The sequence below is a fragment of the Mitsuokella jalaludinii DSM 13811 genome (assembly GCF_000702905.1).
Lineage (GTDB): Bacteria > Bacillota > Negativicutes > Selenomonadales > Selenomonadaceae > Mitsuokella > Mitsuokella jalaludinii.
Genome location: NZ_JNKR01000008.1, coordinates 1 through 15,730, shown reverse-complemented (window position 1 = coordinate 15,730; position 15,730 = coordinate 1). Strand labels below are relative to the sequence as shown.

19 protein-coding genes are annotated in these 15,730 nt (G+C 51.5%); 12 read left to right on the top strand and 7 right to left on the bottom strand.

Annotation, left to right across the window (positions count from 1 at the left end):
• Positions 1-270: 270 nt before the first annotated feature.
• From glf to rfbA, 6 genes are all read left to right on the top strand, one after another.
• Complete coding sequence (glf, locus tag T518_RS05795; protein ID WP_036376644.1) at positions 271-1,368, top strand: UDP-galactopyranose mutase; 1,098 nt, start codon at positions 271-273, stop codon at positions 1,366-1,368.
• Positions 1,369-1,435: 67 nt separating this feature from the next.
• Positions 1,436-2,395 carry an acyltransferase family protein gene (locus tag T518_RS05790; protein WP_081828437.1) on the top strand — a complete coding sequence of 320 codons (960 nt, stop codon included), beginning with the start codon at positions 1,436-1,438 and terminating at the stop codon, positions 2,393-2,395.
• Between the two features lie 98 nt (positions 2,396-2,493).
• Complete coding sequence (locus tag T518_RS05785; protein WP_036376638.1) at positions 2,494-2,793, top strand: hypothetical protein; 300 nt, start codon at positions 2,494-2,496, stop codon at positions 2,791-2,793.
• Between the two features lie 52 nt (positions 2,794-2,845).
• Complete coding sequence (gene galU, locus T518_RS05780) at positions 2,846-3,724, top strand: UTP--glucose-1-phosphate uridylyltransferase GalU (protein WP_036376636.1); 879 nt, start codon at positions 2,846-2,848, stop codon at positions 3,722-3,724.
• Positions 3,725-3,782: 58 nt separating this feature from the next.
• On the top strand, positions 3,783-4,352 hold the full coding sequence (gene rfbC / locus T518_RS05775; protein ID WP_036376634.1) for a dTDP-4-dehydrorhamnose 3,5-epimerase: 570 nt from the start codon (positions 3,783-3,785) through the stop codon (positions 4,350-4,352).
• 96 nt (positions 4,353-4,448) lie between these two features.
• Complete coding sequence (gene rfbA, locus T518_RS05770; protein WP_036376631.1) at positions 4,449-5,312, top strand: glucose-1-phosphate thymidylyltransferase RfbA; 864 nt, start codon at positions 4,449-4,451, stop codon at positions 5,310-5,312.
• Positions 5,313-5,421: 109 nt separating this feature from the next.
• On the opposite strand, the gene T518_RS11590 is transcribed toward rfbA, so the two are convergent.
• The 6 genes from T518_RS11590 to T518_RS05745 all read right to left on the bottom strand — a co-directional run bounded on the left by T518_RS11590 (position 5,422) and on the right by T518_RS05745 (position 8,210).
• Entirely contained in the window at positions 5,422-5,580 is a 159-nt protein-coding gene (locus tag T518_RS11590; protein WP_072003578.1) for a YvrJ family protein, read from the bottom strand.
• A gap of 125 nt (positions 5,581-5,705) precedes the next feature.
• Positions 5,706-5,918 carry a DUF2922 domain-containing protein gene (locus T518_RS05765; RefSeq protein WP_036376628.1) on the bottom strand — a complete coding sequence of 71 codons (213 nt, stop codon included), beginning with the start codon at positions 5,916-5,918 and terminating at the stop codon, positions 5,706-5,708.
• 106 nt (positions 5,919-6,024) lie between these two features.
• Positions 6,025-6,249: a DUF1659 domain-containing protein gene (locus T518_RS05760; protein ID WP_036376625.1), complete on the bottom strand. Its 225-nt coding sequence runs from the start codon at positions 6,247-6,249 to the stop codon at positions 6,025-6,027.
• Positions 6,250-6,440: 191 nt separating this feature from the next.
• Positions 6,441-7,079 (bottom strand): N-acetylmuramoyl-L-alanine amidase family protein, encoded by a 639-nt coding sequence (locus tag T518_RS11385; RefSeq protein WP_051652213.1) that lies wholly within the window; start codon positions 7,077-7,079, stop codon positions 6,441-6,443.
• A 101-nt stretch (positions 7,080-7,180) separates the two neighbouring features.
• Positions 7,181-7,816 (bottom strand): hypothetical protein, encoded by a 636-nt coding sequence (locus T518_RS05750; protein WP_036376622.1) that lies wholly within the window; start codon positions 7,814-7,816, stop codon positions 7,181-7,183.
• Positions 7,773-8,210 carry a hypothetical protein gene (locus T518_RS05745; protein ID WP_036376619.1) on the bottom strand — a complete coding sequence of 146 codons (438 nt, stop codon included), beginning with the start codon at positions 8,208-8,210 and terminating at the stop codon, positions 7,773-7,775. The genes T518_RS05750 and T518_RS05745 overlap by 44 nt, the downstream gene beginning before the upstream one ends.
• Positions 8,211-8,992: 782 nt before the next feature.
• Between T518_RS05745 and dgt the strand changes: the two genes are divergently transcribed.
• The 6 genes from dgt (at position 8,993) to T518_RS05715 (ending at position 15,314) form a co-directional block, all read left to right on the top strand.
• Positions 8,993-10,276 (top strand): dGTP triphosphohydrolase, encoded by a 1,284-nt coding sequence (gene dgt, locus T518_RS11380; protein ID WP_051652212.1) that lies wholly within the window; start codon positions 8,993-8,995, stop codon positions 10,274-10,276.
• An 82-nt stretch (positions 10,277-10,358) separates the two neighbouring features.
• The gene (locus T518_RS11975) at positions 10,359-11,300 is read left to right on the top strand and encodes a hypothetical protein (protein WP_072003577.1); all 942 of its coding nucleotides are present in this window, start codon (positions 10,359-10,361) and stop codon (positions 11,298-11,300) included.
• A 19-nt stretch (positions 11,301-11,319) separates the two neighbouring features.
• The gene (locus T518_RS05730; RefSeq protein ID WP_036376614.1) at positions 11,320-12,771 is read left to right on the top strand and encodes a lipopolysaccharide biosynthesis protein; all 1,452 of its coding nucleotides are present in this window, start codon (positions 11,320-11,322) and stop codon (positions 12,769-12,771) included.
• Positions 12,772-12,812: 41 nt separating this feature from the next.
• Positions 12,813-14,096 (top strand): AAA family ATPase, encoded by a 1,284-nt coding sequence (locus T518_RS05725; protein ID WP_036376611.1) that lies wholly within the window; start codon positions 12,813-12,815, stop codon positions 14,094-14,096.
• Complete coding sequence (locus T518_RS05720) at positions 14,077-14,667, top strand: hypothetical protein (protein ID WP_155948082.1); 591 nt, start codon at positions 14,077-14,079, stop codon at positions 14,665-14,667. Before T518_RS05725 ends, T518_RS05720 begins: the two co-directional genes overlap by 20 nt.
• Positions 14,658-15,314: an acetyltransferase gene (locus T518_RS05715; protein ID WP_036376608.1), complete on the top strand. Its 657-nt coding sequence runs from the start codon at positions 14,658-14,660 to the stop codon at positions 15,312-15,314. The genes T518_RS05720 and T518_RS05715 overlap by 10 nt, the downstream gene beginning before the upstream one ends.
• A gap of 136 nt (positions 15,315-15,450) precedes the next feature.
• On the opposite strand, the gene T518_RS11580 is transcribed toward T518_RS05715, so the two are convergent.
• A partial coding sequence (locus T518_RS11580) for a nucleotidyltransferase domain-containing protein (RefSeq protein ID WP_428829226.1) occupies positions 15,451-15,730 on the bottom strand: 280 nt, incomplete at its 5' end.

Below are 15,730 nucleotides of genomic sequence, written 5' to 3'. Positions count from 1 at the left end.
AAGCTATACCGAAGAAGATGCTGCCAATCGTGGACAAATCGACGATTCAGTATATTGTAGAATAGGCATCGGCGCGTGGGATAAACGAGCTTCCGTTCATCAGCGCTCATACAAAGCAGTTTTAGGGTGCTGGATATAAAGTTTTATTGTACAGTTTGGCAGGCTCTATTCAGATCATAGCAAGAAGTCCAAGCAGTATCTGAAGAGCTTGTGCCGCAGCTGTGATGCGTGCTTGCCGACAGGGGCTTTTGTTGAGAGAGGGGTATTATCATGTATGATTATCTGATTGTTGGCAGCGGCCTGTTTGGCGCGGTCTTTGCGCATGAGGCGAAGAAGTCGGGCAAGTCGGTGCTGGTGCTGGAGCGCCGGGATCATGTGGGGGGCAATGTCTACTGCGAGAAAAAGGATGGCATCAACATCCACAAGTACGGCGCGCACATCTTCCACACGAGCTATGAAGATGTCTGGGCGTATGTCAATCAGTTCGTCACGTTCAACAACTTCATCAATTCGCCGGTCGCGAATTATCAGGGCCATCTCTACAACCTGCCGTTCAACATGAACACGTTCCGCGAGCTCTGGGACATCGTGACGCCAGCACAGGCGAAGGCCATCATCGCGGAGCAGCGCCAGGCCGTCAAGGGCGAGCCGCAGAACCTCGAGGAGCAGGCTATCTCGCTCGTCGGCACGGACATCTACACGAAGCTCATCAAGGGCTACACGGAGAAACAGTGGGGCCGCAGCTGCACGGAGCTGCCAGCCTTCATCATCAAGCGCTTGCCGGTCCGCTACACGTTCGACAACAACTACTTCAATGACCGCTACCAGGGCATCCCGGTCGGCGGCTACAACAAGCTGATTGAGGCTCTGCTTGACGGCATTGAGGTCCGCACCGGTGTGGATTACCTCAAGGAGCGCGCCGCCTATCAGGCCATGGCCAGGAAGGTCGTCTACACGGGCTCGATTGACGAGTATTTCGATTACAAGCTCGGCCAGCTCGAGTACCGCGGCCTGCACTTCGAGACGGAGCGCCTTGAGGAGGAGAATCATCAGGGGGGCGCCGTCGTCAACTACACAGAGCGCGAAGTCCCGTACACCCGCATCATCGAGCACAAGCACTTTGAGTTCGGCACGCAGCCCGTCACCTACATCACGCGCGAATATCCGGCCGATTGGCACCGCGGCGAAGAAGCGTATTACCCGGTCAACAACGACCGCAACCAGAAGCTCTACCAGCAGTACGCCGCCCTGGCCGAGCAGGAGGAGAACATCATCTTCGGCGGCCGTCTGGCGGAGTACAAGTACTACGACATGGACGATGTCATTAAGAGCGCCCTGGAGCGCGTCAAGGTCGAAATGAAGAAGTAAGAGGAGTGTATGTACTGATGCAGAATGAGCAGGAAATTTTGTCTCCTAGGGGGGGACAAGCAAGCGTCTGACGTATATTGATGTCGCGAAGGGCATTGGCATCGTTTTGGTGGTCGTTGGCCATTGTATCCCAGATGCGACAAGTCCAACCGGGATATCGATACCGGCGTATCGCTGGTTGCATGACGTGATTTATTCCTTCCATATGCCGCTGTTCTTCTTCTTAGCGGGCTTCATGGTGTCGCGCCAGAAGATGCTGGCGCGGGCGCAGAAGCCGCTGGACTTAGTGCGCAAGCGCATCTCGCGTTTGCTAGTGCCGTATGTCTTTGTCGGTCTTTGCTATGCACCGTTCAAGATGCTGCTGTCGAACTTCGCCAACAAGCCGTATGACATCAGCACAATTTGGCAGATCCTCATTGGCGTCAACCCAGACGGTGAGCTCTGGTTCCTCTATGCGTTATTTGTGATTACCGTCATAGCAGCTTTGTTCGCTTTCCGCATTTCGTTGCTGGGACTCGTGGCGGCCGCGGCTTTGCTGATCTGGAATCCCTGGGGCATCATTACGAATTTCCTGTTCTTCTTCCTCTTAGGCATTTACATGCGGCGGGAGCAGAAAGATTTTGTTCTTCACCTGACTGCTCGGCACGTCCTGGCGGCCGTGACAGTATTCTTGCTTGGCCTCTATGGCCTGTTGGGACTGAAAGAGCATGCCTGCTTCCTCTTGACCGCTACAAGCGGCACGGTGCTGGTCCTGTGGCTCTCCCTCATCCTGAGCCGCCAGGAGTCAGCCTTCACGTCTCTCAGCCGCCTCTTGGAGCATTGGGGTATCTTGTCGATGGATATCTACATCCTCAGCGACATTATCAAGATCCCTTGCCGCGTCGTCCTTTGGAATAAGCTGCATCTCTATACGCTCAGCTTTGTTCTATGTACAGTACTGGCAATTGTCCTTTCCATCTGGATCAGTGAGCACTTGATACGTAAGAACAGCTGGCTGAGATTCCTGATTTTGGGAGTGCGAAAGTAAGGGAATCGCTTTTACGCAGAGCGGAGTCGCCGAACCCGGAGGAGAAGAGCGCGCTGGCGCTCGGCCTGCAGCTCGCGGACTTCCTGCTCGTCGCCGAGATGGCCGCCTGCTGCAAGAAGCAGGGCAAGACGCTCTGCGACCGCCTGCACGAGCTCTACACGGAGTACGGCTACTACTACGACGCGCAGGCCTCGTACAAGCTCCAGGGCATCGCAGGTCTCCAGGCGACGAACCTGCTCAAGTACAAGATGAAGAACGGCTCCTGGATTGCCATCCGCCCGTCCGGCACTGAGCCGAAGCTCAAGATGTACTGCTCGCTTGTCGAGAAGGACGAGGCGGCGGCAAAAAAGAAGTTTGCCGTTATCCGGAAGAATTTTGAGCATGTGTTTGATTTGTGACAATTACAAGTACAAGGGAATATCGTGTTTTAGAAGGTGAGGGAAATTTATTATGCAGAGGATTCGCAAGGCAGTCATTCCGGCAGCTGGCTTTGGCACGCGATTTTTACCGGCGACGAAGGCGACGCCGAAGGAGATGCTGCCGATCGTAGACAAGCCGACAATCCAGTACATCGTGGAGGAGGCTCTGGCGAGCGGGATTGAGGAGATCCTGATCATCAGCGGCCATGCGAAGCGGGCCATCGAAGATCACTTCGATTCGGCACCGGCGCTGGAGATGGAGCTCGAGAAGAAGGGGAAAACCGAGCTTCTGAAGATGGTGCGCGAGACGGGGGCCATTGATATCCATTACATCCGTCAGCAGCATATGCGGGGCCTCGGCGATGCCGTTCTCTGTGCGCGCGCGTTCGTGCAGGATGAGCCGTTTGCCGTGCTACTTGGCGATGATGTTGTTTACAACGGCGAGGGCCGACCGGCGCTGAAGCAGCTCATCGATGTCTACAATGCGACAGGTTCATCTGTCCTTGGCTGCCAGACGGTACCGGAGGACAAGGTGTCTTCATATGGCATCATCAAGGGAGAGCCGACGGATGATGCGCGCACGATGCGGGTGCTTGATATGGTGGAGAAGCCTGCCGTAGAGAATGCGCCGAGCCGCATGGCGGTACTGGGCCGTTACATCATCACACCGGCGATCTTTGACATCCTCGCGCATACACTGCCCGGCAAAGGCGGCGAGATCCAGCTGACCGACGCCCTGCAGGTGCTCGCCAACCGTCAGCCCGTCTACGCCTATGACTTCGAAGGCATCCGCTACGACCTCGGCGACAAACTCGGCTTTCTCAAAGCCACCGTCGAATTCGCCCTGCGCCGCAAAGACCTCGGCGCACCGTTCCAGGCGTATCTGGCGGATTTGATACTGCGCCTTTGATTGCCATGCTCATCGTGCTATAATAAGGTATCATTATGTTTGTAAAGGGGCCTTTATCGTGAAAGTAACAGAAACGAAACTCAAGGGTGTATTTATGCTGGAGCCGCAGGTGTTTGGGGATGCGCGCGGATGGTTCATGGAGAGCTGGTCGAAGCGCAAGATGGAGGCGGCTGGCATCTCGGTGGATTTTGTGCAGGACAATCAGTCGTACTCGGCTCAGAAGGGGACGCTGCGCGGGCTGCACTACCAGCTCAACCCGATGTGCCAGGCGAAGCTCCTGCGGGCGACGCGCGGGGCGATCTTTGATGTGGCAGTGGACATCCGCAAGGGTTCGCCGCAGTTCGGCCAGTGGGTCGGGGTGGAGCTGTCGGCGGAGAACAAGAAGCAGCTCTTCATCCCGCGCGGCTTTGCGCACGGCTTCATCACGCTGACGGATGACGTCGAGGTGCAGTACAAGGCGGACAACTACTACGCGCCGGAGTGCGACGGCAACATCCGCTGGGATGACCCGGACATTGGCGTCGCGTGGCCGCTTGAGCCGGTGATCCTGTCGGACAAGGACACGAAGGCGCCATCGCTCAAGGAGCGCGTGGCGACGTCGCTGAACTTCGTCTACGGAGAGAAATGATGAGGGAAATGCGCAGCTGACGAGAGGCGACCCCTTCCGTCAGCCTGTGGCTGCCACCTTCCTCGTGCGCGGGGAAGGCTTTTAGGGGGAGAATATATGATAACTAAGGGAATTATCTTGGCGGGCGGCTCGGGGACGCGTCTTTACCCGCTGACGATCGCGGTGTCGAAGCAGCTGATGCCGGTCTACGACAAGCCGATGATCTACTACCCGCTGTCGACGCTGATGCTCGCGGGCATCCGGGACATCCTCGTGATCACGACGCCGGAGGACAATGCGAACTTCCGGCGGCTGCTCGGCGACGGCTCGCAGTGGGGCATATCCATCTCGTACGCCGTGCAGCCGGAGCCGAAGGGACTCGCACAGGCGTTCCTGATCGGCGAGGAGTTCCTTGCGGGCGAGGGCTGTGCGCTCGTCCTGGGCGACAACATCTTCTACGGCTCCGACCTCGCCGTGATGATGCAGCGCGCGGCCGCACAGACGGACGGCGCGACGGTCTTCGCCTACTACGTCAGCGACCCGGAGCGCTACGGCGTCGTCGAGTTTGACGAGCAGGGCGAGGCCGTGAGCCTCGAGGAAAAGCCAGCCGCGCCGAAGTCCAACTTCGCCGTGACGGGCCTCTACTTCTACGACAAGGACATCGTCGATATCGCGAAGCAGGTCAAGCCGTCGGCGCGCGGTGAGCTCGAGATCACCGACGTCAACAAAGCCTACCTCGCGCGCCACAAACTCCACGTCGAGACCATGCGCCGCGGCTACGCCTGGCTCGACACCGGCACCCACGACTCCCTGCTGCAGGCAGCCGCCTTCGTCCAGACCATCCAGTCCCGCCAGGGCCTCAAGATCGCCTGCCTCGAAGAGATCGCCTACCGCATGGGCTACATCACGCGCGACCAGGTCCACGAGCTCGCCAAGCCGCTCAAGAAGAACGACTACGGCAAGTATCTGCTGAGCCTCTGAGGTCTACCGCAGCAAAACGGAACAAAAAGCTTCCTATATATAGGCGTATAGGCGCAAAAAGCCGCCCTGCAGGTACGATGCTGCAGGACGGCTTTTTTATGGGGAGGGGTCAGTGGGTGAGGTGGCGCTGGTGCTGGAGCTCTTTGACGAGCTCGCTGAGCTGTTCGGTGAAGCGGTCCATGGAGCGCTGGAAGCTGGTCAGCAGGTAGAGCGTCACGACGATGGGGAAGCCGACGCTGGAGATTGCGGTCAGGAGGTTCTGTTCCATGCGGGTCACCTTCTTGTCAGGGGGCGATTGCCGGAGGCGTGGCAAAGTGGGGCGATTGAGCCGTGGGGCAAAGCTGCGGCAGCCGGAGATGGGAAGCCCGGCTGCCGTCAGCTGGGGAAATTGGATCAGGCGAGCTCTTCGACGTCGACCTTGCGGATGCTGGCGCCCTTGTAGGCGACGGGGAAGGCGCCGCCAATCAGGAAGGCCTTCTTGGCGACGACGTTCTCGGCCCAGGTCTGGACGGCGGTGGCCGAGATGTCATCTTTCGGGTCGGTCAGGGAGAGCGTCTTCGTCTTGGCGTTGTCGAGCAGGAATTCGATTTCAAGCGTGCGTTTCATGGTGGTGACTCCTTTCGATGCGTGAGCGATGGTTCATCCGTTCATCCGGCCAGGGTCACGGCTGCTGCCGCGGCGGCCGGTGCAGGGGTGAGTGCGAGTCAGCTGTTCAGGCCGTGACAAGCGTTGCGTTCTCGGCGCGCTGGATGTCGCCGACGTCGTGCGACTGCAGGGCGGCGAGGCCCTGGCCGACGGCGAGCAGGTCCTCGTCGCTGATCTCCGGGTTGATGGAGCTGAACGTGCGCGTCGCGTACTTGACGGCACCGGCATCCGTCGTGCCGTTCTCCACCTTGATCTTGAGGGAAGTCGTGATGTTCGTGCGCTGCGTAGCCATGATAGTTCTCCTTTCAGGTGAGAGGGTGGGGGCCTCAGCAGGCAGCCGCGAGGCCGGGCAGCTGCCCGAGGCTCAGGAGCGTTTTCCCTTGCCTTGATTTTATTGTACGGGATTGACATGTCAAAAGCAAGGGGTATTTATAAGAAAGTTTTGACACTTAAATTGACACGTCATTGACGATTTCCTTCCTATTATATAGTAGCGGGCACATACCGCCACATCAACGGTGCGGGCTCGTCTTCTTCGAAAATGAGATCGCCCTCCGGCGTGATGTGGGCGCGCAGGAACTGGTCGATGGCGCTGGCGATGGCGTGGCCGAAGACGGCGGCGTGGCTGACGAGCAGCTGGAAGTCCTCCTCCGTGTCGAGGAAGGCCGTCTCGACGAGGATGGCGGGCATGGCCGTGCGCCGCAGCACCGTGAAGTCGGGGTTGACCTTGACGCCGCGGTTCGGAAAGCTCTTGTCGATGCGGCTGACGGCGCGCCAGAGCGTCTGCTGCACCGTCGTCGCGAGCGCGTGGCCCCACGAGTGCGTGCTGAACGCGTACGTCTCGCAGCCGCGGCCGCCGCCGGCATTAGCGTGGATCGAGACGAAGACATCGGCGGGCCAGCTGTTGGCGAGGCCTGTGACATTCGGGTAGCCCGGCGCCTCGCCGCGCAGGTTGTGGCTCTGCACGACCTTCGTCTCGTAGCCGCAGCGCTCGAGCGCGATGCGCGCATTCTCCGCGACGCGCGCGTTGATCGCCGCCTCCGTCACGCCGTGCTCGCAGTTGACTGCGCCGGGGTCCGGACGGCCGCCGAGCGCATGACCTGGGTTGATGAAGATTCGCATGATAGACTCCTTTCTAGAGAGGTGGTGGGGGATAGGGATAAAGAAAGGATGGACCTTGCACAAATTCCATCCCATCCCATCAACTATCGAATCTATGAATGCTAAAGTACCATGAGGCCGTCCGGCATCGGCCAGACCTCGTAGTGGTCCTCTCTGCGCCGCGCGGGCACGTAGAGGATGTACGTCCGCGGCGCCGCGCCCTCATCGAGGTCGAAGTCGCCGAACGCCTCCGCGAGCGCCTCGTGCCAGTCCGCAAAATCCGCAAAGTGGCCCGCGATGTGCGGCAGGCCATCCTCGAAGATCGCGATCGGCACGAGCTTCAGCGCTACGCCGTCCATCTTGTCTGTCGTATCGCGAGAATCCCGGGAATTTTCCGATACCTTCTTTGCCAGAGCAATCCGGATCGGGATCACCTTGCGCGGCGGCGGTGCCTCTGCCCGGGCGGCCGACTCTTTCGCCTTTGCCTCGAAGACGGCGACCTCGCCCTGCGCGTAGATGGCCTCCGACTCCGCGATGACCTTTGCCGCGCGCTCCGTGTCGATGAGGCGGTAGTGCGGCTTGCGCGCCGTGCGCTCGATGGCGAGGAAGCCCGCCTTGCAGAGCTCCTGCCGCGCCGCGATGAACGTCCCGTGCGAGATGCCGCCTGCCTTCGCGCGCAGCACCTGCTCGCGGATCACGCCGCCGCCGAGCGCCTCAATTCCCCGATACAGCTTCTGGGCATGATTCGTAAGCAACATGGTTTACCTCCTTCTGCACTGGTGTTCCTGAGAGAAAATCCTGATAAGACTTCGTGCCCGCCAGCATCTCAGCCGGCGTCACGAGCATGTGCGGCCGCACATTGCTGACGAGGTAGTACTTGACCGTCCGCGTGCCCGGGTCATGCTCGTAGAGCAGATAGCCCGCGCTGCGGAGCTCCTCGCGCGAGCGCATGAACGCCGACCGCGAGATCCGCAGCGCCCCGGCAATTTCGTTGGCCTGGATCTTCAGGGGAAATTGCCAGAACGCGGCGTTTGCCCGGTAGAACAAGTAGTGCCAGAGCGCCTGCGCACAGGCCGAGACCGGCCGCACCGGCTGCATCTGGTGAAAGAAACGGAACTCCGTGATGAAGCCCGTCATCGCCTCTTTTGCCATCGAATCCCTCCTTCGAGTCCATGAAATGCTCCTCGCACAGACAAAAGAGCTTGCCGCCCCTCCGCAGACCGGCCTCAAGAACATAGAGCCGCCGATCTGCTACAGAGAGACAAGCAAGCTCATACGTCTTGATTGTGGTCGTGCAAAGGTGTGTTCCGCGTTTCCGCGCGTTTTGTCGTGCTATGCTCCTAGTATACCGAGAGAGTATGATTCTGTCAAGAGAAGATTGCCCACGGGACGCAGACAGGCGAAGTGTCAAACATGTGTCAACCCTTGCCAGACATGGCGCGACAGCCATTCGAGAAAAATTTTTGACACATGCGAAAAGACAGAGAAAACGGGCAGAATCGCGAGGCAACTCGAAGAAACGAGAGAGCAAGATGACGCTGCCGAAGGACGGGAAGATGAGCAGAGGAGCGCGCCGTACTACGTTACTTTTCTTTGTTTCTTGCTTGAGCTACGTCTTAAGAGCGCCCGGAAGCCAGCCGCGCCAACGCCTGACGGCTATCCACAGTGCCTGAGCAGAACACAGAGCGGACACAGAACGCGCACAACCTGACACACAAAGCGGAGCACTCCCCATATTTATCCACAGCTACACGGTAGATATCCACATATTGTCCACAGGATATCCACAGGATACCCGCAGAGGATTGACGCCCGGCAACACGCCGCTATCCGTACCCTGTTGTAATGCATAGGGTTTTGGAGTATAATAAAAACATAATACTTTAGTATCAAAAGGGGAGATACTGGTGCCTTTTTGAGGGGGAAGTATAGCCATGAAAGATTATGCAGCACGGAATGATTCGGTTTTTTTGACGCAGCGACTGCATACCGAGGAAAACGATCCATCTGGGACTGTTCATCGCGATCCATTTCAGCGGGATCGCGACAGAATCTTGCATTCCCGCGCATTCCGCAGGATGATGCACAAGACGCAGATCTTCAATGCGAATAAGGGGGATCATTACCGTAACCGCCTGACGCACACGCTGGAAGTCAATCAGATTGCTCGTTCTATCGGCAAGGATTTAGGACTCAATGATGAGCTTGTCGAAGCAATTGCATTGGGGCATGACGTGGGCCATACGCCGTTCGGTCATATCGGGGAACGGACTTTAGGCAAGATCCTGACCGAGGGGATTGAATTGCGTGATGGAAAAGTATGTGCCATTCAGGAAGATTTCAAGCATAACTTCCAGTCGCTTCGCGTCCTAGATACACAGGAATCCCGTTGTGAGGCGTATATGGGCATCAACCTGACCTTTGCAACGCGAGAAGGCATTTTGAAGCATACGAAATGCTTAAACAAGAAGACAGGCAAGCCATATCAGTATGGTGACAACCTGAATCTAGACGGTATTGAAATGGATAAGCCGTCTATTACGTTAGAGGGACAGACCGTAGCAATTGCAGACGAGATTGCGCAGTGCACCCATGATCTCGAAGATGGTGTGCGCAGTGGTATCATTGACTTCCGTGAACTGCTTGAACAGCCTCTTGTAAAGGATTTTATGAGCCAATATGGCATTAAAGCAAACGAGCATACTAATACGCCAGCCTATGAAACACGCTCATTCATCATCAAGCATCTTGTCGGCTTCCTGATTTCGGATGTCGACAAGGCTTCTGAGAAGAAGATAAAGTCATATATTGAGCAGACTAGCAAAAAAGATGGTGACTATTGGTTTACCGAACCCTGCATTGTATTCTCCGACGAGGTTGATGTAAACCGGAAGAAATTACAGAAATGGGTGAGCGATAAAATTATCCATTCTGAAGAAATCAGCATTTCGGATTCGAAATCGGAATACATCATCCGTCAAATGTTTAGGGCCTTTTATCAGCATCCTCTTGAGTTGCCTGATTATGTTTTGAGTCGCTATTTCCGGTTATCTTCTGATATCAAGGATTTTAACCGCGATTTGTTGAATGATAAGGTGATAGAAGAAATGCAGAAAGATAGTCTTTTTATTCGCCTAATTGCAGATCATATCGGTGGTATGACAGATCAGTATGCATCGAGAACATATAAGAAGTTATATTATCCAGATTATATATGATGTATAGCTGTAAGGAATTGATATACGAAAGGAGTGGCAGGAGTATAACTTGATGTTATTTATGTTCCTGTCAATATGATTTATGAAATTTGTTATTGTTTCTCCTAAACAAACCGGTGGCGGTCCTATTGTATTGTATAAGCTTGCTAAGACTTTACAAGAACAAGGGTATGATGCGTCTGTTTTTAATATTGGTGGAGTATCGGATAACCGAATTGAATTTTACTATAAACAGTTGAAATATGATGCAAAAGAGTCGATTAAATATTCTTTAGTAAAATTATTTCCAAAATCCAACTTTACCAAACGTCATTATCAGGGGTATGCATATCTTCCGGTGCGAGGATGCAGAAAGAAATATCTTCCTGTAGTAGATGATGATACGGTCGTCATTTATCCGGAGATTCTGCGTGGTAATCCTTTGCATGCCAAGCATGTGGTAAGATGGTTGCTATATCATAATCGATTTCCCAATGATAGCACATGGTATTCTGATACGGATTTATTTGTTGCATATCGTGAACAGTTTAATGATTCGCAATTAAATCCAGATGGAAATTTATTGAAGATATTTAGCTTTGATAGAGAACTATATAAGAGAACAAACTACGGAGAACGAAATGGTGTCTGTTATTTTATCCGCAAAGGAAGTAAGCGTACAGATTTGCCGAAGCATTTTGATGGGCCTGTTCTGGATCTTCTTCCAGAAACCGAAAAAGTTCGTATCCTCAATAAATGTGAAAAGTGCTATTTATATGATACGCAGACTTTTTATGCATCAATCGCAGCACTATGTGGTTGCATTTCTATTGTCGTCCCCGAACCTGGAAAAACCAGAAAAGATTATTTAAAAAAAGATGATCATAGTTGCGGAGTAGCTTATGGCGAAAATCGTGAAGAGATAGAGTATGCTATTCAAACACAGGAGAAAGTTGCTGACAGGATTGATCGGATGTTATCATCTAATCTTGAGAACACTATAAGTTTTATTAATCTCTGTAAGAAATGTTTTCATTTGTCGTAAGCCGGAGTAATACGCATATATGATTTCAACAAATCAGGTAATTGTTAATTTTATATGGAAATTTATGGAACGAACAGGATCACAATTAATTTCCTTCATCGTTTCAATCATCTTAGCACGATTGTTGATGCCAGCAGATTATGGTATCATTGCTTTGTGTATGGTCTTTATCTCTATCTTACAAGTTTTTGCAGATAGTGGCTTGGGAACGGCGTTAATACAAAAGAAAGATCCCGATGACTTAGATTTTTCTACTGTCTTTTATACAAATATCTTTCTTGCAGTAGGCCTGTATATAATAATGTATCTGCTGGCTCCTTTGATTGCAATTTTTTATTCAATGCCAGATTTAGTGGGGTTGATACGTGTACTCAGCTTAGTTTTGCTGATTAATGGGTTGCGTAATGTACAGCAGTCATATGTCTCTAAGCATATGATATTTAAGCGATTCTTTTATTCGACATTAACGGCGTCTGTTCTTTCTGCTGTAATTGGTATCAGCATGGCGTATGCTGGTTTTGGTATGTGGGCATTAGTGGCTCAACAGCTGTCGAATGGATTGATTGCTACAATTGTTTTATGGTGGACTGTTCCTTGGCGACCTATTTTTTCGTATTCCTTTTCTCGCTTGAAGGAATTGTTTTCTTTTGGTTCGAAATTGTTGGTGGCAATGTTGATATCAAATGCTTATGATCAGCTTTGGCAGTTGGTCATCGGTAAGATATATTCTCCTTCCAGTTTGGCTTTCTTCAATCAAGGTCAAAAATTTCCACAGGTCATCGTCACCAACATCAACGCCTCGATTGACAGTATCCTGCTCCCGACGATGGCAAGTGAGCAGGATCATCGTGAGCGGGTGCGTGATATGACGCGGCGGGCTATCAAGACGAGTATCTTCATCATGGCGCCGATGATGATGGTCCTGGCGTTTTCGTCGACGAACGTCGTGACGCTCGTGCTGACGGAGAAGTGGCTGCCGTGCGTGCCGTTCCTTTGCATCTTCTGCATCAACTACATGTTCTGGCCTGTTCATACGGCAAATCTCAACGCTATCAATGCGCTGGGACGCAGTGATATCTTCCTGAAACTGGAGATTATCAAAAAAGCAGTAGGACTCAGTGTCCTGTTCTTCACGATGCAGTACGGTGTCATGGCCATGGCATATGGCATGCTCTTGACGGGCGTGCTGAGCCAGATTATCAACTCGTGGCCGAACCGCAAGCTGCTGGGGTATGGATATCTTCATCAGCTACGTGACCTGTTGCCAAGCATTGTGCTGGCAGTGATTGCAGGGGTTGTGGCGTATGGTATCGGCATGATGCAGCTGCCGATACACTTAGCGCTCGTCATCGCTCTGCAGGTCATTGTCGGAGCTGTAACCTATCTCGCCTTGTCGTATCTGTTCCATGTTGATTCGCTACTGTACCTATTCCAGGTCATCAAGCCGCTTATCGCACGAAAAATTGGTTGATATAGATTGTATGGGAGATATAGAAGAAAGGAAGGTGCAGGATGAGACTCCAGATCAAGAACTTTGCTGCAATCCGAGAAGCTGATATCCAGTTTGATGGTATCACCGTGATTGCAGGTGAGAATAATGCCGGTAAGAGTACCGTAGGCAAGATACTCTTTTCATTGTTCCATGGATTTTATAATATGCAGGAGAAGATTCAAAGCAATCGCTGGGAGGCGATTGCCAATAAAGTGTCTCAGAATATTGATGAGAGTATGGATATAACAATCCAGCCAGGTGAGAGGCTTCTTAACAGTGCAAGATGGAGGCGTAGAAAAGCTATTCGAAATAGACTTATACATAGTAAGGAAATCGATAATGCACAAGATTGTTTCACTGTTGTTGAAGAATATATAAAAACAGATTTGAAAGGACAGGTAGTCTTATCGGATGATCTTCGTGATGCAATCCAAAAAGACATTAATGCTGTTTATCAATATTCGAATCAGCAGATTCAGAATACAATATTGACCACAGATTTTAATACTGTATTCACTAGGCAAGCTAATTCGAAGCGAAATACATCTCCTGCTGATTTATGGCTGACGATAAAAAATAAGCCCATTCGTATCAACATAAAAGATGAAATATGTCAAGATACTTCTGCAGAAATAACAATTCTGCACTCTGCAACATATATCGATGATCCTTTTGTTATTGATGATTTTGTGGATAATCATCTTATAACGTGGAGAAGCATCATGGCAGATGATTTACTGGAGAAGATGAGATATTCAAAGGAGACAGATTCTCTTTCTAACCAAATGCGAAAGGACAAAACGGAACAGATTACAAATTCTCTTCATCAAGTTCTTGCTGGAGAGTTTGTCGATACAAGGGATGGCTTGTCTTTTCGTCAAAAGGGCTTGCTTGATGACCTGTCGGTCGGCAATTTATCAGCTGGCCTGAAGGCGTTTGCGATTATTAAACGCTTGCTTGACTCTCACAACCTCAACGAGCAGGACGTCCTGATCCTCGATGAGCCGGAGATTCATCTTCACCCAGAATGGCAGCTTATCTACGCAGAGTTGATCGTGCTGCTGCAAAAGACATTCAATCTGACCATTCTCTTGACGACCCATAGCCCGTACTTCCTTGAAGCAATCGAAGTCTTCTCGGAGAAGCACGGCCTGAAGGAAAAGACAAGGTACTATCTGGCCCATATGCAGGATGGCTATGCTACTTTCGACGATGTGACTGATGATACTGCCAGGATTTACCATCTCCTCGCCGAGCCGTTTGATAAACTGGATGCAGTGAAGAATGGCAAAGGATGGTGCTGATATGGCTGCTGGAGATATCTATCTGAAACATCGATCAACATTAAAGCAGGCTTCTTATGATAGCGCCAAGAAAGAATACATGGTAGAAGATGAGGCGATATCGATCTATGATTACGATGGTGTGACGGGAGAGTATACGTCGCGTGAACAGCTTCAATATACACCTTATTCGAATGATGCACTTTATATCGACAATGAGCGAATTACCTTTATTGAGTTCAAGAATGGCAAGGTAGAGCCAAAGAACGTTATCCAGAAGGCCTATGATAGTCTTCTCGTTCTCTTTGACCATGATATGGGGCTGGAATGGCGGAGAGCTGATTTTCGTGGAAACGTCTCCTTCTCTCGGGAAAACATCGACCTCATCTTAGTCTGGAACAATCCTAATGATGATCCGAAGACAGTGGATAGAGAAAGAATCAATAATCGTTTCAGGGCGAAGGGTAAATTTGGCTTGAGTGATTTGAAACGATATTTGTATAAGGATGTTCATGTCATGTCAAAGTCAGAGTTTCAACATGAGTTTATTGAGCAAGTACAGTTACGTAGGGAGGCGCAAGAATGCAATTAGCAATATATGGTGCAGGCAGTCTGGGCAAACAATTATATGATGTTGCCCTGCGTGTCAATGAACAAGATCGCCGGTGGACGGATATTTTTTTTATCGATGATATTCGTCAGGAGCGTCAATTTTATCTGAGCCGCGTTCACCGTCTGACTGAAGTACAGCAGATGGATGAGCCTGTAGAAGCTTTGGTGGCCAATGGTACGCCGAAGAACCGCAAAAAAATGGCAGTGATTCTTCGCGAAGCAGGTATATCATTGACAAACCTGATTGATCCGTCTGTCATCATCTCACCTTCTGCAATGTTCACTGGGGGGGGAATTTCAATCCTTCCTTACTCGAGGGTTTCCAGTGATGCTGTTGTAGGAGAAAACACGTTAATCCAGCCATATGTACATATTCCACATGATGTCCATGTCGGTGCAAATTCGGTTTTCTCTGCAAACGTTGCTTTAGGCGGAAAGCTCCAGATCGGAGAAGAATGCTATTTCGGTCTGGGATCCGTTGTCCGCGAGAATCTGACAATCGGCGCTCGTGCCATCATTGGTATGGGGGCTGTGGTATTGCACGATGTGGACTGTGACTCAGTCATGGTTGGCAATCCTGCTCATGTTTTGCGTAAGAGTGCGACGGGGGAGGTATTTCATACCTGATACTGAGTCCGGAAGGGAGATAAAGGGTATCATGAATACTAAGGATATTAGAAAAGGCTATGTCACAACAAACAGTTGATAAATAGCCATTTTTATAGGGGAGTATCAGAACTCCCCTACAAACTGTTATTTGCAGTTATCTATACTCATTTGGAATTTCGATATGAAGTGTCTCACACAATAACTTCACATCATGTGCATCATTTTCATCAAACTCGTATCCCAGATGGAACATTACTTGACTATATGGTTCAATACAGGAAACCTCTATTTCCTCAATTCTTCCTTTACCCGAAAAAGTTTCTACCGGAAAACAATCCCCATCATAAAGAATTTCACCTTCGTCCGTATATTCAAAACAATGCAAATCAATAATTCTGTTTTTCAAATCTTCCCATACAGTATGGTTCAATGTT